General features: G+C 72.5%; 17 protein-coding genes. 9 read left to right on the forward strand and 8 right to left on the reverse strand.

Features of this window, described 5'->3' with window-relative positions; all coding sequences use genetic code 11:
* Position 1: 1 nt before the first annotated feature.
* From AC0VX6_RS20545 to AC0VX6_RS20560, 4 genes are all read right to left on the reverse strand, one after another.
* On the reverse strand, positions 2-655 hold the full coding sequence (locus tag AC0VX6_RS20545) for an MBL fold metallo-hydrolase (protein ID WP_274974232.1): 654 nt from the start codon (positions 653-655) through the stop codon (positions 2-4).
* 91 nt (positions 656-746) lie between these two features.
* Positions 747-1,568, reverse strand: coding sequence for an enoyl-CoA hydratase-related protein (locus AC0VX6_RS20550; RefSeq protein WP_274974233.1), 822 nt, complete (start codon positions 1,566-1,568; stop codon positions 747-749).
* 343 nt (positions 1,569-1,911) lie between these two features.
* Entirely contained in the window at positions 1,912-2,490 is a 579-nt protein-coding gene (locus AC0VX6_RS20555; protein WP_019609669.1) for a DUF5998 family protein, read from the reverse strand.
* 86 nt (positions 2,491-2,576) lie between these two features.
* Positions 2,577-5,297, reverse strand: coding sequence for a bifunctional acetate--CoA ligase family protein/GNAT family N-acetyltransferase (locus tag AC0VX6_RS20560; RefSeq protein ID WP_475465656.1), 2,721 nt, complete (start codon positions 5,295-5,297; stop codon positions 2,577-2,579).
* Between the two features lie 296 nt (positions 5,298-5,593).
* On the opposite strand from AC0VX6_RS20560, the gene AC0VX6_RS20565 reads away from it, so the two are divergent.
* A complete protein-coding gene (locus AC0VX6_RS20565; RefSeq protein WP_212644328.1) occupies positions 5,594-6,529 on the forward strand; it encodes a carbohydrate kinase family protein in 936 nt (311 codons plus the stop codon).
* A 163-nt stretch (positions 6,530-6,692) separates the two neighbouring features.
* Here the strand turns inward: AC0VX6_RS20565 and AC0VX6_RS20570 are convergent, their stop codons facing one another.
* A complete protein-coding gene (locus tag AC0VX6_RS20570; RefSeq protein WP_475465657.1) occupies positions 6,693-8,864 on the reverse strand; it encodes a RecQ family ATP-dependent DNA helicase in 2,172 nt (723 codons plus the stop codon).
* A gap of 402 nt (positions 8,865-9,266) precedes the next feature.
* On the opposite strand from AC0VX6_RS20570, the gene AC0VX6_RS20575 reads away from it, so the two are divergent.
* The 5 genes from AC0VX6_RS20575 to cds1 all read left to right on the forward strand — a co-directional run bounded on the left by AC0VX6_RS20575 (position 9,267) and on the right by cds1 (position 17,299).
* The gene (locus tag AC0VX6_RS20575; protein WP_475465659.1) at positions 9,267-12,098 is read left to right on the forward strand and encodes a glycosyl hydrolase; all 2,832 of its coding nucleotides are present in this window, start codon (positions 9,267-9,269) and stop codon (positions 12,096-12,098) included.
* A gap of 284 nt (positions 12,099-12,382) precedes the next feature.
* Positions 12,383-14,869, forward strand: coding sequence for a DNA gyrase/topoisomerase IV subunit A (locus tag AC0VX6_RS20580; protein WP_274974237.1), 2,487 nt, complete (start codon positions 12,383-12,385; stop codon positions 14,867-14,869).
* 85 nt (positions 14,870-14,954) lie between these two features.
* Positions 14,955-15,482: a beta-class carbonic anhydrase gene (locus AC0VX6_RS20585; RefSeq protein ID WP_274974238.1), complete on the forward strand. Its 528-nt coding sequence runs from the start codon at positions 14,955-14,957 to the stop codon at positions 15,480-15,482.
* Positions 15,483-15,684: 202 nt separating this feature from the next.
* Complete coding sequence (locus tag AC0VX6_RS20590) at positions 15,685-16,011, forward strand: tetratricopeptide repeat protein (protein WP_013154318.1); 327 nt, start codon at positions 15,685-15,687, stop codon at positions 16,009-16,011.
* A 145-nt stretch (positions 16,012-16,156) separates the two neighbouring features.
* Positions 16,157-17,299 (forward strand): L-cysteine desulfhydrase Cds1, encoded by a 1,143-nt coding sequence (cds1, locus tag AC0VX6_RS20595; protein WP_274974239.1) that lies wholly within the window; start codon positions 16,157-16,159, stop codon positions 17,297-17,299.
* A 9-nt stretch (positions 17,300-17,308) separates the two neighbouring features.
* Here cds1 and AC0VX6_RS20600 read toward each other — a convergent pair whose 3' ends face one another.
* The gene (locus AC0VX6_RS20600) at positions 17,309-19,414 is read right to left on the reverse strand and encodes a DNA gyrase/topoisomerase IV subunit B (protein ID WP_274974240.1); all 2,106 of its coding nucleotides are present in this window, start codon (positions 19,412-19,414) and stop codon (positions 17,309-17,311) included.
* 355 nt (positions 19,415-19,769) lie between these two features.
* Between AC0VX6_RS20600 and AC0VX6_RS20605 the strand changes: the two genes are divergently transcribed.
* The gene (locus AC0VX6_RS20605; protein WP_047869571.1) at positions 19,770-19,988 is read left to right on the forward strand and encodes a DUF7455 domain-containing protein; all 219 of its coding nucleotides are present in this window, start codon (positions 19,770-19,772) and stop codon (positions 19,986-19,988) included.
* A gap of 46 nt (positions 19,989-20,034) precedes the next feature.
* Here AC0VX6_RS20605 and AC0VX6_RS20610 read toward each other — a convergent pair whose 3' ends face one another.
* Complete coding sequence (locus AC0VX6_RS20610) at positions 20,035-20,712, reverse strand: GNAT family N-acetyltransferase (RefSeq protein WP_475465662.1); 678 nt, start codon at positions 20,710-20,712, stop codon at positions 20,035-20,037.
* Between the two features lie 157 nt (positions 20,713-20,869).
* Here AC0VX6_RS20610 and AC0VX6_RS20615 point away from each other — a divergent pair, with 157 nt between their 5' ends.
* The gene (locus AC0VX6_RS20615) at positions 20,870-21,598 is read left to right on the forward strand and encodes a hypothetical protein (protein WP_274974242.1); all 729 of its coding nucleotides are present in this window, start codon (positions 20,870-20,872) and stop codon (positions 21,596-21,598) included.
* A gap of 46 nt (positions 21,599-21,644) precedes the next feature.
* Positions 21,645-22,385 (forward strand): peroxide stress protein YaaA, encoded by a 741-nt coding sequence (gene yaaA, locus AC0VX6_RS20620; protein WP_274978203.1) that lies wholly within the window; start codon positions 21,645-21,647, stop codon positions 22,383-22,385.
* A 399-nt stretch (positions 22,386-22,784) separates the two neighbouring features.
* On the opposite strand, the gene AC0VX6_RS20625 is transcribed toward yaaA, so the two are convergent.
* The gene (locus tag AC0VX6_RS20625) at positions 22,785-24,497 is read right to left on the reverse strand and encodes an RNA polymerase sigma factor (RefSeq protein WP_274974243.1); all 1,713 of its coding nucleotides are present in this window, start codon (positions 24,495-24,497) and stop codon (positions 22,785-22,787) included.
* Between the last annotated feature and the right edge of the window lie 232 nt (positions 24,498-24,729).

Below are 24,729 nucleotides of genomic sequence, written 5' to 3' on the forward strand. Positions count from 1 at the left end.
GCTACCAGCCGCGCTCGCGCCACTCCCCCAGGTGCGGACGCTCGGCGCCCAGGGTGGTGTCGCGTCCGTGCCCGGGGTAGACCCAGGTGTCGTCGGCCAGCACCCCGAACAGGCGCTCCTCCACGTCCGCGAACAGGACGCGGAAGTCGTCGTCGGACCAGGTGCGGCCGACGCCTCCCGGGAAGAGGGAGTCACCCGTGAACAGGTGGGTGTGGCCCTCGGGGTCGTCGTAGCGCAGGGCGATGGACCCGGGCGTGTGCCCGCGCAGGTGGATGACGGTGAGGTGGCACTCCCCGACCCGGACGCGCGACCCGTGCACGACGGACTCGTCCACGGAGACCGGGAGCTCGTCCCCGTCGTCGGGGTGGGCGACCGTGCGCGCCCCGGTCTGGCCCACGACCTCGGCCAGGGCCTGCCAGTGGTCCTGATGGCGGTGGGTGGTGACCACCCGGGCAAGGCCCTCCTCGCCGATCAGCTCCAGGATGCGGTCGGGCTCGGCCGCGGCGTCGATGAGGAGGGCCTCGCCGGTGCCCTGGCAGCGCAGCAGGTAGGCGTTGTTGTCCATCGGGCCGACGGCCAGTTTGGTGATGGTCAGGTGCGGTAGTCGTCGCAGGTCGGCGGGGCCGCCGACCCTGGTATCTCCGGAGTAGCTCACCCGACCATTGTGGCCCGCGTCCGGGAGCGGACGCACCAGGGTGGCACGGGCGCGCGGCCGCGGCGGCCCGGACGGGCCGCCGCGGCCGGGTTCACCTGGCCCAGCGGGGCGCGCGCTTGTCGAAGAAGGCGGCGCGGCCCTCGGCGGCGTCCTCCCCGGCGAAGAACTCGGCGGACAGCTCGCCCATCCGGGCGAAGGCCTCGGTGCGCCGGTCCGGGGCCGCCAGCGCGCCCGCTCCCAGTTCACCCAGGAGTTCCTTGGTGCGCGAGAGCGCGCGCGGCGCCGAGCCCCGCAGTCCCTGCAGGATCGCGTCCACGGCGTGCGGCATGTCGCGGTCGGGCACGGCCTGGGTGAGGAGTCCGGCCTTGGCGGCGGCGGAGGCGTCGAACAGCTCGCCGGTGAGGAAGTAGCGGCTGAGCTGGCGCGAGTGCATCCGCGCGGACACCGGGACGGAGATGATGGCGGGGACCACGCCGATGCGCACCTCGGTGAAGGCGAACGTGGCGCTCTTGGGCGCCAGGGCGATGTCGGCGGCGGCCACCAGTCCGATGCCCCCGGCGCGGGCGGCGCCGTTGAGCACGGCGACCACCGGTTTGGGGGCGCCCATGATCTGCTCGAAGATCTCGGGGAGTTCGGGCGCCGGTTCGACCGGGGCGCTCCGCAGGGCCGCGCCGACCTCCTTCAGGTCGGCTCCGGCGCAGAACACCGGGCCGGTGCCGGTGAGCACGATGGCGCGTACCTCGTCGTCGGCCACCGCCTCGGCCAGGGCCCCGGACAGCTGGGCGCGCAGCCGGGCGGACAGGGCGTTGCGGTTCCGGGGGGAGTCGAGGGTGACCGTGGCGATGGAGCGCTCGACGGCCAGGCGTACCAGGGGCGTGTCGTCCGAGGGGGTCGGGGACGGGTGCTGCGTCATCGCAGGCGGGCCTTTCTCAGGGTCCATACTCGCGGGTGCCGGAGAGGGGAACGCGCGCGTGTTGGTGTCGCGGCGCGCTTACGCGCCCGGCTCGTGGCCGACCGCGTCCGGCTCTGTGGCGTGGTGCACGAATCCGGTCCCACCCTAGACAACCGGGCCCCGAGGACACCATGTCCGTGTACACCCCGCTTGTTAAGTCCCCCTCACAGGTACCCGCGCGTGTGGCGTGACGGGACACCGCCCCGGTCCGTTCCCGCCTCGGGCCGACCTGCGTGCGGCACGGGTGCCGCGCGCCGGTCGGCCCGGCCGCTCCGGCGGTCGGGGCCTTGGCGCCCCGGTGGCCTCAGGGGCGGGTGGTCGCCTCGGACAGGGCGTCGGCGAAGTGCATCATGGCCGACACCGCACCGGCGCCGTCCGCGGCCTCGCTGACCCTCAGGGTGAGGGGCTCGGCGGTGATCGCGCCGGTGTACCCGTGGTCGAGTTCGCACTCCTCGTCGGCGCAGGCGGCCGGTTCGAGGTCGATGTGGGCGATCGCGCCCCAGTTCACGGACAGGTTGACGCTCAGCACCAGCTCGCTGGGCATGCTGCCCGGCGTGTACTGGGCGGGGTTGGGCACCACGCGGGTCAGGGCGACCGACTGGATGTTGCCCAACTGGATGCTGTCGGTGGTGGTGGAGGCGTGCGAGGTGCCGCCGGGCTCGGTGGGCGGGTGCTCGTCGGTGTGGCACACCACGAGGCGGGTCGCGGTCAGCAGCATCACGGTGATGTGCCGCCGCATCTCCATGGCCGGGTCGAAGGTCGCCTCGTGGTGCACGATGAACGCCTCGGCGCCCTCGCTCCCCAGGGCGGTGGCGACGGCGTCGATCACGAGCGCGGGGTAGTACCCGCTGCGTTCGATCTCCGTCCGCCAGTCCGTGGACACGGCGCGTGTTTTCCTCATACTCCTATCCTGCCCCTTTCCCGTGACACTTCGCGACCGGGACGTGAAACGGGATGCCCACCCCATGATCAGAACGTCACCCCGCGCAGTCGCCGGGGCCCTGCGTCGGGCCGCACGTCGGGGGCCTCGCGGAGCCAGACACGCGCGCCCAGGACGTGGGCGCCGGTGGCGTTGACCAGGACCGGGTCCAGGTCGATGTAGCCGATCTCGGGGAAGGCCTCCACCAGGCGCGAGACCCGGACGAGGAGTTCCTCCAGCGCCTCCACGTTGGGCTGCTCGGCGAGCGAGGTCGCACCGGCGGGCAGCCCGAACAGCAGCGGGGCGGCCCGCACGGCGTGGATGAGGTCGGCGGCGTCCATGTCGGTGAGCGGCGCCAGCCGGAACGCCCGGTCGTCGAGCAGTTCGGCGGTCACGTCCGCCAGCCCGAAGGAGACCACGGATCCGAAGGACTGGTTGTCGCCCGCCCGGACGACCGTGGGCACCCCTGGGGCCACCATGCGCTGGACGACCAGCGAGGCCTCGTCGCCGAAGCGGTCGTGCAGGGCCGCGAAGGCGCTGCGCACGTCGTCGGGGGTGCGCAGGTCGGCGCGGACGAACGTGCCGCCCGCGCGCAGGCGCAGGTCCGGTGAGTCGGCCTTGACCACCGCCGGGTAGCCCAGCTGGCCCGCGGCCACCACGGCCTCCTCCTCCGACGTCACCGGGATGTCGGGGTAGGCGGCGATGCCGTAGCAGGCCAGCAGGTCGCGGGCGTCCTCGCCGGAGATCGCCGTCTCCTCGTCGTAGCGGCGCTCGCCGCCGAACCAGGCGATCTCCTCCGCCGAGGGCGTGGCGTTCTTGAGCGCGCGGACGATGGTGGCGCGGGCCCTGGCCCCGTCGATGTCGGGCAGCTCGGGGTGGCGTCCGGGCTTGCGGTCGCGCCACTGGGCGTAGCGGGTGGCGTAGGCCAGGGCGCGCACGGCGTCCTCGGGCGAGGGGTAGGAGGGCACCGAGCCGCGCAGGGTCTGGCCCCGGTCGCCGACGCGGCGCAGCTCCTCGGGAATCCCCTGGCGGGCCAGGTAGGTGGTGACGACGGGCTTGGTCGAGTCCAGGGAGCGGGCCCGCAGCACGCGGGCGACGTCGTCGGAGATGGGGTGCAGGGCGGGGACGAACACCACCACGACCGAGTGCACGTCCTCGGCGGCCAGGGCCGTCTCCAAGGCGCGGTCGAAGTCCTCCGCGGTGGCCTGGGGACCGAGGTTGACCGGGTCGTGCGGCTTGAGCCCCTGACGGACGGCTGCGTCCTTGACCAGCAGTTCCAGGGAGTCGGAGTTGCCGATGATGCCCACGCGGGGCCCCTCGGGCAGGGGCTGGTAGGCGAACACCTGGGCGGCGTCGAACATCTGCGTGATGTCGTCCACGCGCACCACCCCGGCCTGCTGGAACAGCGAGGTGACCGCGTAGTCGGGCAGGGAGAGCCCGCCCGCGGCGTGGCCGGTGGGGGTGGTCCGCGCCGAGCCGCCGCTGCGCACCGCGACGACCGGCTTCTGCTTGGCCAGGCGCCGGGCCAGGCGGGTGAACTTGCGCGGGTTGCCCAGCGACTCCAGGTACTGGAGCACCACCTCCGTGGCCGGGTCCTCCTGCCAGTACTGCATGAGGTCGTTGCCGGACACGTCGGCGCGGTTGCCCGCCGAGACGAAGGTGGACAGGCCCATGCCGCGCTCGGCCACGCGCTGGAGGATGGCCCGGCCCAGGGCGCCGGACTGGGAGAAGAACCCGATCGTGCCCGAGGGCGGCAGGTCCGGGGACAGGGTGGCGTTGAGCGAGATCTCGGGGTCGGTGTTGGCGATGCCCAGGCAGTTGGGACCGACCACGCGCATCCCGGCCGCGCGGGCGGTGCGCACCAGTTCGTCCTGGCGGGCCCGGCCCTCGGGTCCGGTCTCGCCGAACCCGGAGCTGACCACGACCAGGCCGTGCACGCCCTTGTCGGCGCACTGTTCGACCACGTCGACGACCATGTCGGCGCGCACCGCGACGACGGCGAGGTCGACCTGGTCGGGGATGTCCAGGACCGAGGGGTAGGCGCGCACGCCCACGACCGCCTTGGCCTCGGGGTGGACCGGGTAGACCGGGCCCTGGAACTCCCCGCCCAGGAGGTTGCGCAGGGCGGTCTGGCCGATGGTGTGCGCGGTGCGGCTGGCGCCGATGACCGCGACCGAGTTCGGGAAGAGCAGGCGGGCGATGGAGCGCGACTCGGCGCGCTGCTCGCGGGCCCGCATGACCTCGGTGGAGTCGTCGGTGGGCTGGAGGTCCAGGGTGAGGCGGATGACGCCCTCGTCGAAGGTCTGCTGGGCGGTGTACCCGGCCTCGCGGAAGACGTTGATCATGCGCCGGTTCTCGGGAAGCACGTCGGCGATGAAGCGGCGCATGCCGCGTTCGCGCGCGGCCGCGCCGATGTGCTCCAGCATGACCGAGGCCAGGCCGCGGCCCTGGTGGGCGTCCTCCACCACGAAGGCGACCTCCGCCTCCTCCGGCGCCACCTTGTCGTAGCGCACCACGGAGACGAGGGAGTCGGAGATGGTGGCGACCAGGGCCACGCGGTCCTCGTAGTCGACGGTGGTGAAGCGTTTGACGTCGCGGTCGGAGAGCTTGGGGTAGGGCGCGAAGAACCGGTAGTAGATGGTCTCCGGGGAGAGGCGGGAGTGGAACTCGCGGAGCAGGTCGGCGTCTTCGGGGGTGATGGGGCGCAGGTGCGCGGTGCCTCCGTCGGTCAGGACGACGTCGGCTTCCCAGTGGTTCGGGTAGGACTGCACGACTGCGAGACTAGACGACAAACGGCCGAATCCGGGGAAAGTCCGTGCGGGCGGCGCGAAAACCCCGCTCGGGACCGCACACGGCGTCCCCCGCTCGCGGAGGCGCCGGTCGGGGCCCGGTGCCCCGTCCGCGGACCGGATCGGCCGCCCCGTGGGCGATGGCGGTTCCGCGGGGAATCGGAGGCGGTGTGGCCGGGGTGCTGTCACTTCGTTACACGCCGCTGACGGTTGACCTGTTAACGTCGTGCGAGCACGGATTCTGATAACCCTCGGTGGTGGCTGGCGAAATGACACGAGTGGTCGTGATCGGTGACCTGATGACCGACGCCGTCGCGCGCGCGTTCCACCCGTTGGCCCGCGGCAGCGACACTCCGGCGTCCGTGATCATGTACGGCGGCGGGTCGGGGGCGAACATCGCCTCGTGGCTGGCCGTGGAGGGCACCGACACCACGTTCGTCGGCCGCCGCGGCTCCGACATCACCGGGCGCACCCGTGAGATGGAACTCATGGGCTACGGCCTGGACTCGCGGATGGTGATGGACCCGGAGCGGCCCACCGGCACCTGCGTGGTGATGATCACGCACCGGGGCGACCGGACGATGCTGAGCGACCCGGGCGCCAACGCCCGCCTGCAGCCCGAGGACCTGCCCCGCGACGTGTTCGGCCCGGACGGGCACCTGCACGTGTCGGGCTACACCCTCATCAACGACGACTCCCGGCGCGCCGCCCGGGTGGCGCTGCGGATGGCCCGCGAGAGCGGGATGTCGATCTCGGTGGACGGCGGTTCGCACGCGCCGCTGGAGCGCGCGGGCGCGGAGAACTTCCTGGACTGGACGCAGGGCGCGCGCCTGCTGTTCGCCAACGTCGACCAGGCCCGGGTGCTGACCGGCCGGGACGAGCCCGAGGCCGCCGCCAAGGTGCTGACCGCGTGGTACCCCAACGTGGTGCTCAAGCTCGGCCAGCAGGGCGGCCTGTGGGCGTCCAAGACCCGCGACGACTGCGTGACGGCGCCGGCCGAGCCGGTGGAGCCGTCCCCGGGTTCGGTGGGCGCCGGTGACGCCTTCATCGCCGGGTTCCTGCCCGCGTGGCTGCTCGGCCGCCACCCCAAGGAGGCGCTGGGCCGGGCGCACCGCCTGGCGGCGCGCGCCCTGCACCAGCCGGGCGCCCGCCCGGACCTGGGCGAGGGCCAGCCGGTGCGCCGCGGCGCACCGCGCGGCCAGCGCATCCGCTGAGCACAGGCGGCCGGACCGAAGGGCCGAGCCCGGGCACCCGCCCCGCGCGGACCGGACCTCCCGCCGACAGCGGCCCGCCTCCTTGAGGGCCCCGCGGCGCGGGTGGTGGACGCACCCGCCCGCGGCGGGACGCCCCCGCGGGGCTTTCCGCCGGAGCCGCCGCTCACCCCCCTGCGGTGGCCAGGGTGAGGGGCAGCACCTGGGGCGCCCCGGCTCTGCGGAGCAGGGCGGCGCCCACGGTGAGGCTCCAGCCGGTGTCGGTGACGTCGTCGACCAGCAGCACCGGCCCGGGGGTGTGCTCCTGTAGCCGTGCCATCCGCTCGGTGAGCTCCTCTCCCGCCACGAGGGCGGAGTAGACCTGTTCCAGGCGCATGGCGCTGTTGTGCCTGCGCGGCCCGGTGCCCCGCTCGGTGCGGTACTCCAGCGCCCCCACGGGCGCCAGCCGTCCGAGCCGGGAGAGCCGCTCGGCCAGGTCGGTGATCATCCCGGGGCGGGTGAGCGAGGGCATCGCCACCACGCCGACGGGGCGCCGGTCCCAGTTCCAGTCGGCCAGGACGCGCACCACGCCCTGGAGCACGCGCTCGTCCACGGGCGCGTCGGGGGCGTCGGCGGCCAGGACGCGGCGCAGCTCGTTGCCCCAGCCGATGTCGGTGAGGCGGCCCAGGGCCCGGCCCTCCCCCGCCCGCAGCTCCTCGGCGATCTTTCCGGACAGGTCCACGCCCAGGGTGGCCATCCCGGTCGGCCACTGGCGCCGGGGCGCGATGGGCGTACCGGGCCGGTCCAGGTGCTCGGCCGCGGCCTCGCGCCGGGTGGAGTCGACGTCGGCGGGCCAGTACTCGCCCGTGCACACGTCGCAGCGTCCGCAGGGCGCGGCCTCGGGGTCGTCCAGCTGGCGGCGCAGGAACTCCATCCGGCAGGTGTCCAGGTCGAGGTAGTCGAGCATGGCGCGCTGCTCGCGCTCGCGGGCCCGGCTGACGGCGGCGTAGCGTTCGGCGTCGTAGTTCCACGGCTGGCCGGTGGTCTCCCAGCCTCCCCGCACCCGGCGCACGGCCCCGTCCACGTCCAGCACCTTGAGCATCTGCTCCAGGCGGGTGCGGCGCAGGTCCACGCGGGTCTCCAGGTGCGCGACGGACAGGGGTCCGCCCGCCTCGGCGAGCGCGTCCAGGGTCTGGCGCACGGTCTGCTCGGGCGGGAAGGACAGTCCGGCGAAGTACTCCCAGATGCGGGTGTCCTCGCGGCCGGGCAGCAGGACCGCCTCGGCCCGCCGCACGCCGCGTCCTGCGCGGCCGACCTGCTGGTAGTAGGAGATCGGGGACTGCGGGGCGCCCAGGTGGACGACGAAGCCCAGGTCGGGCTTGTCGAAGCCCATGCCCAGCGCGCTGGTGGCGACCAGCGCCTTGACCCGGTTGGCGAGCAGGTCGTCCTCGGCCTCGCGGCGCTCGTCGGGGTCGGTCTGGCCGGTGTAGGCGCGCACCTCCATGCCCTGTTGGGCGAGGAAGCGGGCGGTCTCCTGGGCGGCGCTGACGGTGAGCGCGTAGACGATGCCCGAGCCCTGGATCTTGGGCAGGTGCTCGGCCAGCCAGCTGAGCCGGGCGGTGGGGTCGGGCAGCCGGACGACGGCCAGGCGCAGGCTCTCGCGCTCCAGGGAGCCGCGCAGGACCAGGGTGTCCGCGCGCTCGCCGCCCGCCTGGAGCTGCTCGGCCACGTCGCGGGTGACGCGCTCGTTGGCGGTGGCGGTGGTGGCCAGCACCGGAACGCCCTCGGGCAGGTCGTGCAGCAGGGAGCGGATGCGCCGGTAGTCGGGGCGGAAGTCGTGCCCCCAGTCGGAGACGCAGTGGGCCTCGTCGATGACGACCAGGCCGGCGCCCGCGGCCAGCTCGGGCAGGACCCGGTCGCGGAACTCGGGGTTGTTGAGGCGTTCGGGGCTGACCAGCAGGACGTCGACCCGGCCCGCGGCCACGTCGGCGTAGGCGTTCTCCCAGTCGGTGGTGTTGGAGCTGTTGATGGTGCGCGCGTGGATGCCCGCGCGCTCGGCCGCGGCGATCTGGTTGCGCATCAGCGCCAGCAGCGGGGAAACGATGACGGTGGGGCCCGCCCCCTCGGCGCGCCGCAGGGCGGTGGCCACGAAGTACACCGCCGACTTGCCCCACCCGGTGCGCTGGACGACGAGGGCTCTGCGGTGCTCGGCGGCCAGGGCGTGGATGGCGGTCCACTGGTCCTCGCGCAGCCGGGCGGAGTCCCCGGCCAGGGCGCGCAGGTGGGCCTCGGCGCGCTCGCGCAGCGCGCCGTCGGACGCGGCGGTGGGAAGGGTGCTGTCAGGGGTGGGTGTGGCCATACGTCCCTTGGTACCAGAGCCGGGGGACGGTCGAGCGGTTGTCCACAGGCCCGGTTCCGCGTGACGGGGAACCGGACCGCGTTCCCGTCCCGCCCCGCTCGGGATCGGCCCGCCCCGGGGCGGGCGCGCGGCCGACCTGGGACGGGGTACCCCCCGTAACCCCCATGAGCACCGCCGGTAACAGAAAGGATACTTTCCACTTTCCTGGCATTGCGCTCTCCCGACCGGGACTGAACACTCATTTACCAAGGCTCAGGCCTGGGAGCGCTCCCGCCCGTAGAGGGCGGACGCTCTCCCGCGGAAGCGAGCGAAAGGCGCAGTATGCGGCACCCATGGAGTCGACCGTCCCCGCACCATCCCCCCAACGGACCGACGACAGCACGGCGCGCGCGGTCCCCGCGCATGGGCGTCCTGGCCGCGGCCACGGCCCTGGTCTGCGCCGCGGGCGTGGCCTCCGCCCCTCCGGCGGCCGTGGCCGCCGAGGTCCCCGTCGGATCCGGCGGCTACAGCGACACCCTCCCCGCCGGAGCCCCCGGGCCCTCCGACCTGAACGGCGCCCCGGTCGACCCCAAGGTGACCGACGACTTCGAGGGGCACGCCCCCACCAACGAGTGGTGGTCGTCGCTGATCTTCCAGCGCTACCCCGACAACCCCCACGGTGAGAACCTGTTCGCGCACCCCGCCAGCTTCCGCCCCCACGAGGGCGGGCTGGAAATGGGCTACCCGCGGGACCCCCGGCTCGTCGCCGACGGCCTCAAGTACGAGCACCCCCACACCGCCGACCTGTCCCTGGGGGTCCAGGGCCTGTCCTCCCCCGACACCCGGGTCGCCGACCACGGCGACTGGACCGTCACCGCGCACTGGGAGGGCTCCGGCCGGACCCTGCGCGTGACCATCGGCCAGGGCCTGCCCTTCGCCTACGCCGACACCGCCGGCGGCGACGCCCAGGTGGCCTTCTCCGGCACCCCCGAGGTCTGGCACCAGGAGGGCTCCGTGGTCGGCGCCAGCGTGGGCGGTCGGCACTACGCGCTGTTCGCCCCCTCCGACGCCCCCTGGACGCGCTCGGGCGACACCTTCACCGCCCCGACCGGCGCCGAGGGCCACTACTCCGTGGCGGTCCTGCCCTCGCCCGAGGACCTGGACACCTTCGCCCCCTACGCCCACTCCTTCGTCACCGGCTCCCGCGTGGAGTACGACTACGACGAGGCCGCCGCCACCCTGACCAGCACCTACCGGGTGGAGACCGAGGCGCGCGAGGGGAGCGGGGAGGGCACGCTCATGGCCCTCTACCCGCACCACTGGCGGGAGGCCTCCACCCCCGTCACCGACCTGTCCTACTCCTCCCCTCGGGGCGAGATGCGCGTGGCGGAGGGCGCGAGCTTCACCACCGAGCTGGCCGCGCAGGGCATCCTGCCGAGCCTGCCGACCGTGGACAGCGCCGACCACGACCGCATGCGCCAGCTCATCGACGAGGTCCTGGCCGAGCAGGAGCACTTCCCCGAGCCCGGCGACACCTACTGGGACGGCAAGGCGCTGGGCAGGCTGGCCCAGCTGGTGCCCATCGCCGACTCCATCGGCCACACCGAGGGCCGCGACGCGCTGCTGGACCTGGTCAGGAACCGCCTGGAGGACTGGTTCACGGCCGGAGGGACCCGCCAGTTCGCCTACGAGGCCGACTGGGGCACCATGCTCGGCTACCCGGACAGCTTCGGCGCCGCCACCGAGGTCAACGACCACGACTTCCACTACGGCTACTTCGTGTCCGCGGCGGCCGTCGTGGCCCGCTACGACAACGCCTGGGCCGCCGAGGACGCCTGGGGCGGCATGGTCCGCCTGCTGATCCGCGACGTGGCCGAGACCGACCCGAACAGCGACATGTTCCCGCGCCTGCGGTCCTTCTCGCCCTACGCGGGGCACGGATGGGCCTCCGGGCACGCGGGGTTCGCCGCCGGGAACAACCAGGAGTCCTCCTCCGAGGGCATGCACTTCGCCGCCGCCACCGCGCTGTTCGGCGCCCTGACCGGGGACGAGGAGCTGCGCGACCTGGGCGTGTACCTGCACACCACGCAGGCCTCGGCCATCACCCGCTACTGGCAGGACCACGGCGGCGACACCTTCCCCGAGGACTTCGAGCACGACGTCGTCGGCATGGTGTGGGGTGACGGCGGCGACTACCGCATCTGGTGGGACGGCGGCGACGAGGAGCACTACGGCATCAACTACCTGCCCATCACGGCGAGCTCGCTGTACCTGGGGCACGACCCCGAGCACGCCGGGGCGATGTACGAGTCGCTGGTGGACCGCCTGGGCCGCGAGCCGCAGATCTGGCGCGACATCCACTGGGAGCACCGCGCCCTCTCCGACGGCGACGACGCCCTGCGCATGTTCGAGGAGCAGTGGAACACCTACGAGCCCGAGGCGGGCGAGTCCAAGCCGCACACCTACCAGTGGGTCTCGACGCTCGCCGAGGTCGGCACCATGGACACCTCCGTCACCGCCGACACCGCGCACTACGCCGTCTTCACCGACGGCGGGGAGCGCACGCACGTCGCCTTCAACCCCTCCGGCTCCCCGCTGACGGTCACCTTCTCCGACGGCGTCGAACTGGAGGTGGAGCCCCGTTCGCTGGCCTCCACCACGGGCGAGGGCGGCGGCGGTGACCCGGGCGACCCCGGTGACCCGGGCGATCCGGGTGACCCGGGCGACCCCGGCGATCCGGGCGATCCCGGGGACCCGGGTGAGGGCAACGTCGGCGACGGCGGCCTGCACCTGACCCCCTCCGCTCTCTCCGGCGCCCCGCACGGCTCCGCCGGCGAGATCACCGTGGCCTCCGCCGGGGGACGCAACCAGGACGGCCTGCCGCCGGGCGACCGCGTGGTGCTGCGCGCCGACGACCTGACCGGCACCCACACCGGCGGCGCCACCGCGTTCTCGCTGCCCGTGGACTCGGGCAACGCGGTCGGCAACGCGGTCCAGGTCCGCGTGGTCTACGACCTGGACGGCGACGGCACCGACGACCGCACGGAGACCTACCGCTACTTCGCCACCAACGACCTGAACGGCTGGGAGGAGTACACGCAGGGCCAGGGCCCGGCGAGCGCCGACGGGTCCCTCGGCGACCTGGAGGGCGGCTCCGTCCGCGTCGAGCTGTGGAGCGCCCTGGGCGGCGCCTCCTCGCGGGTCCTGGTCGGTCCCGACGGCGGCGCCTCGCTCACGATCCCCTTCACCGACTGACGTCCGGTCCCCGGCGCCCGCGGGCGCCGGGGACGCCCTCCGCCCCGCCGCGGGACGCGCCAACCGAAACGGGCCGCGCCCGCGGCTCCGTTTCGGGCTTTCCGGGCACGATCGGGGCGTTGCGCGACCGTCCGGCACCCAAGCACAGAAACATCGCGGAACCCCCACCGCCACACAACCCGCACGTCGCAGCGGCACGCGCGACGCCGCGTCACGAGGCTCACACCCGTCCGGCGACGCGTCCTTGTACGTTTCAGTCTCTGGCACAGGCCAGAATTACGGACATGGCCCGTACTACTTCCCGTCCCCCCGAGGATCTCGCCGAGAAGATCATCGACATCGACGTCTCCGAGGAGATGCGCGGCAGCTTCCTGGAGTACGCCTACTCGGTGATCTACCAACGCGCGCTACCGGACGCGCGCGACGGTATGAAACCGGTGCAGCGGCGCATCCTCTACCAGATGAACGAGATGGGGCTGCGGCACGACCGCGGCCACGTCAAGTGCGCCCGCGTCGTCGGGGACGTGATGGGCCGCCTCCATCCCCACGGCGACAGCGCCATCTACGACGCGCTCGTGCGCCTGAGCCAGCCCTTCGCCATGCGCGTGCCCCTGGTGGACGGCCACGGCAACTTCGGCTCCCTGGGCGGCGACGACGCACCGGCCGCCATGCGCTACACCGAGGCGCGCCTGGACCGCGCCGCCGAGCAGCTGGTCGCCTCCATCGACGAGAACGTCGTCGACTTCCGGCCCAACTACGACGGCCAGGAGACCGAGCCCGAGGTCCTGCCCGCCGCCTTCCCGAACCTGCTCGTCAACGGCGCCTCCGGCATCGCGGTGGGCATGGCCACCAACATGGCCCCGCACAACCTGGGCGAGGTCGTCGCGGCCGCCCGCCACCTGATCGCCCACCCCGAGGCCACCCTGGAGGAGCTCACCGAGTTCGTCCCGGGCCCGGACCTGCCCACCGGCGGCACCATCGTCGGCCTGGACGGCATCCGCGACGCCTACCGCAGCGGCCGGGGCACGTTCAAGACCCGCGCCACCGTCTCCATCGAGAAGGTGTCCGCGCGCCGCACCGGCCTGGTGGTCACCGAGCTGCCCTACAGCGTGGGCCCGGAGAAGGTCATCAGCCGGATCAAGGAGCTGGTGCAGTCCAAGAAGCTCCAGGGCATCTCGGACCTGAAGGACCTGACCGACCGCACGCAGGGGCTGCGCCTGGTCATCGAGCTCAAGAACGGCTTCAACCCCGAGGCGGTCCTGGAGGAGCTGTACCGCCTCACGCCGATGGAGGAGTCCTTCGGCATCAACAACGTGGCCCTCGTGGACGGCCAGCCCCAGACGCTGGGGCTGCGCGAACTCCTCGAGGTCTACGTCAACCACCGCCTCGACGTGGTGCGCCGCCGCAGCGAGTTCCGCCGTGCCAAGCGCCAGGAGCGCCTGCACCTGGTGGACGGCCTGCTCGTGGCCCTGCTGGACATCGACCGGGTCATCTCCCTGATCCGCGAGGCCGAGGACACCGCCGCCGCCCGCGAGTCGCTCATGGGCGCCTACGACCTGTCGGAGGTCCAGGCCCGCTACATCCTGGAGACCCCGCTGCGGCGCCTGACCCGCTTCGACCGGATGGAGCTGGAGACCGAGCGGGACAAGCTCAACAAGGAGGTCGACGCCCTCACCGCGGTCCTGGAGTCGGACAAGAAGCTGCGCCGCCTGGTCTCCAAGGAGATGGGCGACGTCGCCAAGGAGTTCGCCACCCCGCGCCGCACGCAGCTGCGCGAGAGCGACGGTGTGGCCCGCAGCGCGGTGATCCCGTTGGAGATGGCCGACCAGCCCTGCCACGTGCTGATGGGCGTGGACGGCGCGATCGGCCGCAGCAAGGGACCCACGGTGCCGCGCGTGTACGAGGGCCTGCGCACCAGGCACGACGCGGTCCACGTGTCCGTCCCCACCACCTCGCGCTCCGCCGTCGGCCTGGTCACCGACCTGGGCCGGATGATCCGCGTGCCGGTGGTGGAGCTGCCGGAGCTGCCCGACGAGGGCGGGGATAGTCCGCCGCTGGCCTCGGGGCTGGACGTGTCCGAGTTCGTCCAGCTCGACGGGGACGAACGGGTGGTGTCGGTGGTGTCCATGGACGCCTCGGGCCCCGGCTTCGCCCTGGGCACGCGCGGCGGCGTGGTCAAGCGGGTCTCCCCTGACTACCCGCCCAACAAGGACGACTTCGAGGTCGTGGCGCTCAAGGACGACGACCGCGTCGTGGGCGTCACCCAGTTGTCCACGGGCGAGGAGGACCTGGCCTTCATCACCTCCGAGGCCCAGCTGCTGCGCTTCCCCGCGAGCACCGTGCGGCCCCAGGGGCGGCCCGCGGGCGGTGTGGCGGGCGTGCGCCTGTCGGAGGGGGCGCGGGTGCTGTGGTTCGGCGCCGTGCCCAGCCCGCAGGACTCGGTGGTGGTCACCGTCTCGGGCTCCTCCGGCGCTCTGGAGGGCAGCCAGGCCGGTTCGGCCAAGATCACGCCCTTCGAGGCCTACCCGGCCAAGGGCCGCGCAACCGGCGGCGTGCGCTGCCACCGTTACCTCAAGGGTGAGGACACCCTGCTCTTCGGATGGATCGGCCGCTCCCCCGCCCGCGCCGCGCGCGCGGACGGCAAGCCGGTCCGTCTGCCCGACCCGGTCGACCGTCGGGACGGGTCGGGTGACGCGCTGCCCCGAGCGATCGTTACTGTAGGTAGTGGACAGACCGACTCCGGGATCACCGTTCCCGGAGCGAAAGCCTGATTCGTCTCGGAAGAGCACCGCGCGCACCGGATCCGTCCGGTGCGCGCGGCGCGTCCGCGACCACGGGACAAGGGAGCGCCTCCACGTGAGCGACAACAGCGGTACCACCCCCTCCGGTGTCTTCGACGGCTTCCTAGCCGCCAACGAGGACTACGCCAAGTCCTTCTCCCTCGCTGGGCTCGAACCCCTCGCCGCACGCGGCCTGGGCCTGGTGACCTGCATGGACTCCAGGATCGAGCCTTTGGACATGCTCGGTTTGAAGCCCGGTGACGCCAAGATCCTGCGCAACGCCGGTGCTCGCGTGACCGACGACACCCTGCGCACCCTGGTGCTGGCGGTGTACCTGCTCGGTGTGGACAGGGTGCTGATCATGCCGCACACCCGCTGCAAGATGGCCTCCGTGGAGAGCGACGACGCCGTTCACGACTTCATCGAGGACCAGTACGGAGTGGACACGCGCAGCCTGGAGTTCCACACCGACAACGACCAGCTGGGCGCCCTGCGGCACGATCTGGAGCGCATCCGCCACCACCCGCTGCTGCCCGCGGACCTGCCGGTCGCGGGCGCGCTGTACGACGTGGACACCGGCCGGATCACCATGACGGACCTGTGACCGCTCCCGAGCGGAGGCGGTGACCGGGGTCGGCCACGTGTGCGCCGCACGTGCGCGGGGATCTCTTCAGTGGGACCGGAAGGCGCGGGAGGCCCCGGTGGGCTCCTGCCCGCTCCTCCGTCCCACACGCCCCACCAGGGAATGCGACCGGTACGCCGGCCGTTGTGATCCGGGACGGCCCCGCGCCGTCGGAAGGAGCACCGTGGAAGAGAACACCTACGACACCTTCAACCGCGCCCGCATGTTCATGGAACTGGGCGACCCCATCTACGCCGCCCGCACCCTCGAACCGATCGTCGACGACGAACCGGACAGCCGCTCCCTGCTGGAGCTGCTGGGCCGCGCCTACTTCCACTCCGCACAGCTCAACAAGGCCGAGCGGACCTTCCGCAGGATCATCGAGCTGGACCCGGTGGACAACTGGGCGCACATCGCCCTGGCGCGCACGCTGGAGCGCCAGAGCCGCCACGAGGAGGCGGCCACCTACCGGCGCATGCACGCGGTGATGTCCGGGGGCTCCCTGGACTGAGGGCCCCTCCCGGTCCGGCGCGCCCGCGTGCGCGCCGGGGCAGGGAACCCCCTCGGCTGGGCCGACCGGAGACACCCGCCTGAGCAGGAGCGGGGCCGGGCCCCTCGGGGCCGGCCCCTCCCGTGCCCGGGCTACGCTGCTGGGCATGGCATCCTCACCGACAGGTCCGCGGCCGGGCGACGACACCCCGTGGGTGGACCGGTGCGACGACAGCGCCCGCTCCTGGGCGGACGAGGCGGTGCGCAGGGTCGTCGCCGACGCCAACCGCTCGGCCGACACCCACCTGCACGTGTTCCCGCTCCCCCCGGAGTGGGGCATCGACCTGTACCTCAAGGACGAGTCCGTGCACCCCACGGGCAGCCTCAAGCACCGGCTGGCGCGCTCGCTGTTCCTGTACGGGCTGGCCAACGGGTGGATCCGGGAGGGCACCACCATCGTGGAGGCCAGTTCGGGCTCCACCGCGGTGTCGGAGGCCTACTTCGCCCAGCTGGTCGGCCTGGACTTCATCACGGTCATCCCGCGCAGGACCAGCCCGGAGAAGATCGCCCTGATCGAGCGCTACGGCGGCAGGTGCCACTTCGTGGACGCCCCGCCCGCGATGTACGCCGAGGCCGAGCGGCTGGCCGCCGAGACCGGCGGGCACTACATGGACCAGTTCACCTACGCCGAGCGGGCCACGGACTGGCGCGGCAACAACAACATCGCCGAGTCGATCTTCGAGCAGCTGGCCATGGAGCGCCACCCGTGCCCGGAGTGGATCGTGGTGGGCGCGGGCACCGGCGGCACCTCCGCCACCATCGGCCGCTACCTGCGCTACCGGCGCCTGGGCACCCGGCTGGCGGTGGTGGACCCGGAGAACTCGGCGTTCTTCCCCGGCTGGGTCACCGGCGCGTCCGACTACGCCACCGGGATGCCCTCCCGGATCGAGGGGATCGGCCGCCCCCGCATGGAGCCGAGCTTCGTGCCGTCGGTGATCGACCTGATGATGCCGGTGCCCGACGCCGCGAGCATCGCCGCGATGCGCCACCTGCACGACCGCACCGGGCTGTCCGCCGGAGGCTCCACGGGCACCAACCTGTGGGGGGTGTGGCACCTGGTGGCCAGGATGCTCCGGGAGGGGCGCAGGGGCAGCGTGGTCACGCTGATCTGCGACGGCGGCGAACGCTACCAGCACAGCTACTACAACGACGCCTGGGTGGCGGAGCGGGGCCTGGACCCGGCGCCCTACCGCGCGACCGTCGACCGGTTCCTCGCCGAGGGGGTCTGGGAACCTCCCCAGACCCCCTGAGGGGCCCGGTCAGGTGTCGATGCGGGCCACGTCCAGCTCCTGGGCGCCCTGCTGGATGAAGCGGCGGCGCGGGGCGACCTCATTGCCCATCAGCAGGTTGAACACGGAGGAGGCCTCCTCGGCCTGCTCCACCCGGATCCGGCGCAGGGTGCGGTAACGCGGGTCCATGGTGGTCTCGGCCAGCTGGTCGGCGTCCATCTCGCCCAAGCCCTTGTAGCGCTGCACCGGCTCCTTCCAGGAGATCTTGCGCTTCTCCAGGTCCAGCAGCGTGCGTGAGAGCTCGGCGTCGGAGTAGGTGTAGACGTAGCGGTCCTCGGGCTTGCTGCCGCGCTTGCGCCGGGTGTTGGTCAGCTCGATGCGGTGCAGCGGCGGCACGGCCGCGTACACCCGCCCGGCCTCCAACATGGGCCGCATGTAGCGGTAGATGAGCGTGAGCAGCAGGCAGCGGATGTGCGCGCCGTCCACGTCGGCGTCGGCCATGAGGATGATCCGGCCGTAGCGGGCCGCGTCGATGTCGAAGGTGCGTCCGGAACCGGCGCCGACCACCTGGAGGATGGCCGCGCACTCGGCGTTCTTGAGCATGTCGGTGACCGAGGACTTCTGCACGTTGAGGATCTTGCCCCGGATCGGCAGCAGCGCCTGGAACTCCGAGTCCCGGGCCAGCTTGGCGGTGCCCAGCGCCGAGTCCCCCTCGACGATGAACAGCTCGCTGTGCTCCAGGCCCTCGCTGCGGCAGTCCACCAGCTTGGCGGGCAGCGCCGAGTTCTCCAGGGCGGTCTTGCGCCGCTGGGTCTCGCGCTGCTGGCGCGCGGCCAGGCGGGCCTTGGCGGCGCCGACCACCTTCTCCAGGACGCTGCGCGCCCTGGCCTTCTCCACCTTCTTGGTGGAGGTCAGGAACTCGCGCAGCTCCTTGCCGACCACCTGGGAGACGATCCTGGTCGCCGCGGAGGTGCCGAGGATCTCCTTGGTCTGGCCCTCGAACTGGGGCTCGGGCAGGCGGACGGTGACGACCGCGGTGAGCCCCTCCTGGGTGTCGTCCTTGGTGACGGGGTCGTCGCTGTTCCTCAGCAGCTTGGTGGTGCGCAGCTGCTCGTTGATCACCCGTACCAGGGCCCGTTCGAAGCCGTTGATGTGGGTGCCGCCCTTGGGGGTGGCGATGACGTTGACGAAGGAGCGCACGGTGGTGTCGTAGCCCGTGCCCCAGCGCAGGGCGACGTCCACGTCCAGGCGGCGCTCGACGTCGGCGGGCACCATGTGCCCGGCGTCGTCCAGGACCGGGACGGTCTCGGTGAAGTTGCCGCTGCCCTGGATGCGCAGCACGTCGCTGACCGGCTCGTCGGGGGCCAGGAAGGTGCAGAACTCGCCGATGCCGCCGTCGAAGCGGAACTCCTCCTCGTGGGCGGGCTCACCCTCCACGCGCTCGTCGCGCACGGAGAGGGTCAGCCCCGGCACCAGGAAAGCGGTCTGGCGGGCCCGGTCCAGGAGCGCCTCGCGGGCGATGTCGGCGTCCTTGAGGAAGATCTGCATGTCCGGCCAGAACCGGATGCGGGTGCCGGTGATCTTCTGGGCCACCTTGCGGACCTGTTCCAGGCCCGAGACCGGCGTGAACTCGGCGTCGGGGCCGGAACCGGCGAAGCGGCCGGGGATGCCCCGGCGGAAGCTGATCGCGTGGGTGCGGCCCTGGCGGTCGACCTCGACGTCCACGCGCGACGACAGGGCGTTGACCACCGAGGCGCCGACGCCGTGCAGGCCGCCGGAGGCGGTGTAGGAGCCGGAGCCGAACTTGCCGCCCGCGTGGAGCTTGGTCATGACCAGTTCCACACCGGACAGGCCGGACTTGGGCTCGGCGTCCACGGGGATGCCGCGTCCGTCGTCGCTGACCGACACCGATCCGTCGGAGTGCAGCGTGACGTCGATCCGGGTGCAGAAGCCGCCCAGGGCCTCGTCCACGGAGTTGTCGATGATCTCCCACATGCAGTGGGTGAGGCCGCGGCTGTCGGTGGACCCGATGTACATGCCCGGCCGTTTGCGCACCGCCTCAAGACCTTCGAGGACCGACAGGTGTCGGGCGGAGTAATCCTCGGGGTCGTGGACGGCTGCGGTCAAGGCGGTCACTCGGACATCTCCTGCGTCTTCAGGGCCATCAGGGCGCTGTGCGGTGCGTGCCCTTTGTACCGCGCCGCACTGACGAATAGGGGGGCGGCGTGCCGGTCGCTTGCTACCGCCGGGACCCGGCGGGAGGACGGGGGCCTGCCCCGCGCGAGACTACCACCTCCGGTGGATGCGACCTGGATGCTCCCCTTTTCCTGGGATGCCGGGCCATGAGGCGGGTACAACAAGGACATGAGACGACATCCAGGCATCAACCAGGCAGATTCCGCTGTCGGCGTACACGGGACCGGGTTGGGAACGTCCTGGTCGGGTTAAATGTTGTCAGAGGTGACTAACGCCGAGTATTGAGGATGGCGAAGTGACTGGAACCCTTGCCCCCACCCAGCCGCTGACGGCTGCTGACCGTTGCGACCGCTGTGGTGCGCAGGCTTACGTCCGGGTGCTGCTGAACTCCGGCGGCGAGCTGCTGTTCTGCGCCCACCACATGCGCAAGCACGACGACTCTCTCCGCAAGATCGCCTCGGACATCCAGGACGAGACCGACAAGCTCAACGAGAGCAAGACGGACGAGCGTTAGCCACAGAGCACAACAGAACAGGCCTGAACACCGGCGGCGGCTCCTCTCAGGAGCCGCCGCCTTCGTGCGCGCCCTCCAGTACACGGCTGTGGTACCGCGACACCTCGGCGAAGCCCGCGCGCCCGTACAGCCCGAGCGCCGGGGCGTTGTCGGCGACCACGCACAGGTAGGCCCGCCGGGCGCCGCGGTCGTACCCCCAGCGCAGCAGGTCGGCCAGCAGCCCGGAGGCCACGCCGCGCCCGCGCGCCGCGGGGTCGGTGAACATGGCGCAGACCGCCACCGACCCCCCGTCCAGCACCGCCGCACCCCGGCCCAGGCCCCGCTCGGCCGTTCCGTAGGCGGCGTCGACCCGGCCGAGGATGCGCGCCGCCCCGGTGGTCGGCCACCCGGGCCCGGGCGAGGCCGCCACCGAGGACGTGCCCGGGGCGTCGGGGCGCGCGCCCAGGTCGCGGGCCAGGACCAGCGAGGGCTCCACCACCGCGTAGCCGTGGTCGGCCAACCGCCGGTCGACCTCCTCCTCGCCCGGCCACACCTGCACGCAGGGCCTCAGCCCGCGCCCGGTGTAGTAGGCGGTGACCTCGGCGACCCGCGCGTCCGGGTCCAGCACGAGCGCGCAGTTGGCCCGCTTGGTGATCCCCTCCGCGAAGCCGAACCGCCAGCCGCCGCGCTCCTCCACCTCGAACGGCGGCCAGTCCCGCGTCACCCGCCGCGCCCACTCGTGCACACCCGCTCCCCTCTCCCGGAGCCGACGATGCTATCCGGCGGGCCCGCGGGCGCCGCGGGCCCGCCCCAGGTACGGCTGCCCGGCGGGTGCGGGCCCCCGGTCGGCCGTCGTGGCAGCGTTCCCGACACGGCGCCCTCCCGGTGGCGAGGATGGCCGCATGGACTCCACCCCCCGACGAAGCCCTTTCACGTCCGCGTCCCTGAGGACGTCCCTGCTCCGCGACCTTCCGGGGCGGGCCGAAACCCCCGTGCCCGGCCCCTTTCCCGGCCGCTGGCCGACCGCCGTCTCGCTGGCGGCGGCTCCGCCGCTGCTCCTGGCCGGGGAGCTGCTCAAGGCGCCGCACCACTTCTTCTTCCCGGACCAGATCGCCGCGTACGCCGACGATCCCGTCCAGATAGCCTGGGGGTACGGGCTCTGGTTCGCCGGACTGCTGTTCCTGGTGCCCGCCTTCGCCGGGCTGGCGGCGTCGATCGCCGGGACCCGGCCCGCGCTGGGCACCGCCACGGGGACCGTGTGCCTGCTCGGCCTCATGGTGGCGGCCTTCTTCGAGGGAGCCAACTTCGCCTCCCTCCAGCTCGTCAGCTCCCACTCCCCGGAACTGGCCACCGCGTTCGTCGAGTTCCTCTACCCCCGGGTGCACGTGGTGTACGCACTGGTGTGGGCGCCCAACCTGGGCTGGGTGCTCCTGGCGGCGGGGCTGCTCGCCACCCGCTGCGTGGGCCCGGTCCGCTTCCTGTGCGTCCTGTCGATGGCGCTGCACGCCAACGGCGTCCTCAAGGGCTTCAGCGTCGCGGGCACCGTCCTGGACGTCCTGCTGTGCGTCGCCTTCGTCACCCTCGCCGTCCAGGTCCTCCGGCGCAGGGAACGGGCTCCGCACACGCCCTAGCATGGGCGGGGTATCCGACCACCGCCTCCACCCGGGAAGTTCCACCATGCTCATCCTGCTGCCGCCGTCCGAGGGCAAGGCCTCTTCCGGCGAGGGCCCCCGCCTGGACCTCGGGACGCTGACCCTTCCGGAACTGACCGGAGCCCGCGAGCGGGTCATGGCGGCGCTGGCGGACCTGTGCTCGGGGCCCGAGGAGACCGCGCTGGAGACCCTGGGGATCAGCGCCAGGCAGGCCGACGCGCTCAAGCGCAACCTGGACCTGACGACCGCGCCGACCCTGCGCGCGGCCGATCTGTACACGGGCGTGCTCTACGACCGGCTCGGCCTGCCCGACATCCCCGACGCCCGGGTCCTGATCTTCTCCGGACTGTGGGGCGCGGTCGGACCCGCCGACCGGCTGCCCCCGTACCGCCTGTCCATGGGCGTGAAACTGCCGCCCCTGGGCGGGCTGGGCGCCTACTGGCGCCGCGAGGCGGCCGCGCCCCTGGACGAGCTCACCGAAGGACGGCTCCTGGTCGACTGCCGCTCGTCCGCCTACGCCGCCGCCTACGCTCCGGGTAACGGCGTGGCCGTCAGGGTGCTGCGCGAGCGCACGGTGGACGGGGTCGCCAAGCGGACGGTGGTCAGCCACATGGCCAAGGCCACCCGGGGCGACATCGCCCGCTCCCTGCTGCTGGAGGGCGTGGACGCCGCCACCCCCGAGGAGCTGGTGTCGGCCCTGCGCGACCTCGGGCACACCGTGGAACTGCCCGAACGGCACGTGCTGAACGTCGTCGTCCGCGACTGAGGGGGACGCCGTGCACACGGAGAACGGGGAGCGGCCGCAGGCCACTCCCCGTCACATAACGACTCGATATCGCGGCTTTATGCCGCACCTACAGTACGTGCGGCACGATGGACACCGTCGGATCGGATGACACGGCACCTCGAACGACACGGTGCCTCGGATGACACAGTGCCCGGGAGACCCAAGGACGCTCCCGAGCACGACGGGCACCCCGGAGCACCAACGGGGGCTGCTCCGGCACACGCGGACGTCGCCACAACCGCGCGGAACTGGGGGTGCCGGTCCCGGGTCGGCACGCCCCGCCTTCGGGCAGGGGGCGCCGACCCGGGACCGGTCCGGTTCTCTTCAGCCGCCGGTCAGCGTGAAAGGGCCGCCGACCGGCCGACCACCCGGGTGAACCTAGTCCAGGTAGTCGCGGAGCACCTGCGAACGCGACGGGTGGCGGAGCTTCGACATCGTCTTGCTCTCGATCTGCCGGATGCGCTCACGGGTGACCCCGTAGACCTTGCCGATCTCGTCTAAAGTCTTCGGCTGGCCGTCGGTGAGACCGAAGCGCATGGACACCACGCCCGCCTCGCGCTCGGACAGCGTGTCCAGCACCGAGTGCAGCTGCTCCTGGAGCAGGGTGAAGCTGACCGCCTCGCCCGGCTGGATCGCCTCGGAGTCCTCGATGAGGTCGCCGAACTCGCTGTCGCCGTCCTCGCCCAGCGGGGTGTGCAGGGAGATCGGCTCGCGGCCGTACTTCTGCACCTCGACGACCTTCTCCGGGGTCATGTCGAGTTCCCTGGCCAGCTCCTCCGGGGTGGGCTCGCGGCCCAGGTCCTGGAGCATCTGGCGCTGGACGCGGGCCAGCTTGTTGATGACCTCGACCATGTGCACCGGGATGCGGATGGTGCGCGCCTGGTCGGCCATGGCCCGGGTGATCGCCTGGCGGATCCACCACGTGGCGTAGGTGGAGAACTTGAAGCCCTTGGTGTAGTCGAACTTCTCCACCGCGCGGATCAGACCGAGGTTGCCCTCCTGGATCAGGTCCAGGAAGAGCATGCCGCGGCCGGTGTAGCGCTTGGCGAGCGAGACCACGAGCCGGAGGTTGGCCTCCAGCAGGTGCTTCTTGGCGCGGCCGCCGTCCTCGGCGATCCACTCCAGCTCGTCGCGCAGCTCGACGGTGAGGAGCTCGGCCTCCTCCGCCAGCTTCTCCTCGGCGAACAGGCCGGCCTCGATCCGCTTGGCGAGTTCGACCTCCTGCTCGGCGTTGAGCAGCGGGACCTTGCCGATCTGCTTGAGGTAGTCCTTGACCGGGTCCGCCGTAGCGCCCGCGGCCACGACCTGCGCCGCGGGGGCGTCGTCATCGTCGTCGTAGAGGACGAAGGACTCGTCCTCGTTCGCGGGCTTGGTCGGGGCGCCCACGGCCTCGGGCTTGGCGGGCTTGAGGTCCTTGTCCGCCGGGTCCGGGGTGTCCTCGACCAGCTCCAGCTCGGCGCCGGTGTGCTCGAGGTCGTCCAGGCCGTCCTCGTCCTCGTCGAACTCGCCGTCCGCCGCGAGCCCGAGCTCCTTGGTCGCCGTCTTCTTGGCGGCGGCCTTGAGGCCGGTGGCCTTGGCGGCCGGGCCCTTGGCCGCGGTGGTCTTGGCGGCCTTGGTCGCGGGCTTCTTGGGCGCCGCCTTCTTGGCGGGCTTCTTGGCCGCGGGCTTCTTCTCCGCCTTGGCCTCGCCCCCGGCGTCCTCGGCGGAACCGACCACGGCGGTGACCGTCTCGTTCTGCTCCTGGGCCGCCGCCGCGCGCACGGGCTTGGCGGCCCTGCTCGTCGCGGTGGTCTTGGTGGACCTGGTCGAGGTGGACCGCGTGGCCGCCGTCTTGGTGGTCGCCGCCTTGCGCCGCGGCGCCTTGCGCCGGGAGGAGGCCGACTCGGGGACGAGTACGGTCACGCCCTCCTTGGCGAGGCTGCGGAGCACGGACTGCGCCTGCGACATCGGGATTTCGGCCTCTTCGAAGGCACGGCGCACGTCCTCGGGCTCAAGGAAGCCCTGGGACCGCCCACGCTCGATCAGCTGCTGAATGACGGGCTCTTGCAGTGACTCGGACTGCTTCGAGCGAGTCGAACTGGCAGATGACACAAACACCTCTCGAACGGACGTGTGGCGAGATTGTCGGACCCGGTGGTCCGCCTGGCCGGGACCGGGCACTGCGCCCTCTCCCACCTGCGGCCTGGGATCGTCCCCACTGGGGCGGGGAAGCCGTTGGTCTTTCAAGCGTATGCGCTCTCCAGGGTCGTCCCCGTCCAGCGTATGCGCTCCCGGAGGTCACCCCAGCAGAGGATCACCCCCGCATCGCGGGGCGGAACGGCTT

Source organism: Nocardiopsis sp. iso_25, from assembly GCF_056173305.1.